The organism is Streptomyces luteosporeus, assembly GCF_039532865.1.
GTDB lineage: Bacteria > Actinomycetota > Actinomycetes > Streptomycetales > Streptomycetaceae > Streptomyces > Streptomyces luteosporeus.
Window position 1 is genome coordinate 1 of sequence record NZ_BAAASL010000081.1, and the last position, 552, is coordinate 552.

Here is a 552-nt window from a genome sequence, read left to right on the forward strand (position 1 = left end):
GTTGTTTTTTGTATGTGGTGCTGATTTTTTGTTCGCTGGCAGGCTTCAGGCGTGCGAATGCCTCCGGTTCGGGCCGGATTATTCAGAAGAGGTCACTTTCAGGGGGAAGCTGTGGCCAGCCGGCTGTAATTGCGGTTACGTGACAGAATCATGCGCTCCTTCACACGACGCTCCACTTCACGTTTTACCGCCTCACGACTGGCAGTGAAGCGCCCTTCCGCGATTTCGCGCGTCAGCTGCCGTTTCACCAGGGTGATAATATCCTGACGTTCCCTGTCCGCATCACGACGCGCACGGGCACGCTTTATTCCCCGGGACTTAAGCTCTGTCTGGTAACTGCGGAAACGCTCACGAACAAAACGCCAGGCTTTCGCTATCAGTTCATCCATGCCCAGGGTATCCAGCCCCTGCTTTTTGCGTTGTCTGTTTTCCCATTCCACACGGCTGCGGCGTGCGGAAGCCACCGCCACCTCAGACACATCGAGAGCGGCAAACAGCGCCGGTGTGAACGTGATATCGGTCGGAATGTTGCAACCAATAAGCGGGTCATAT

The 552-nt window shown here is 55.8% G+C and carries 1 protein-coding gene; it reads right to left on the reverse strand.

The window, feature by feature from the left end:
• Positions 1 to 98: 98 nt before the first annotated feature.
• The coding region (gene repA, locus ABD361_RS30530; RefSeq protein WP_344440238.1) for a plasmid replication initiator RepA at positions 99 to 552 on the reverse strand (454 nt) is incomplete at its 5' end.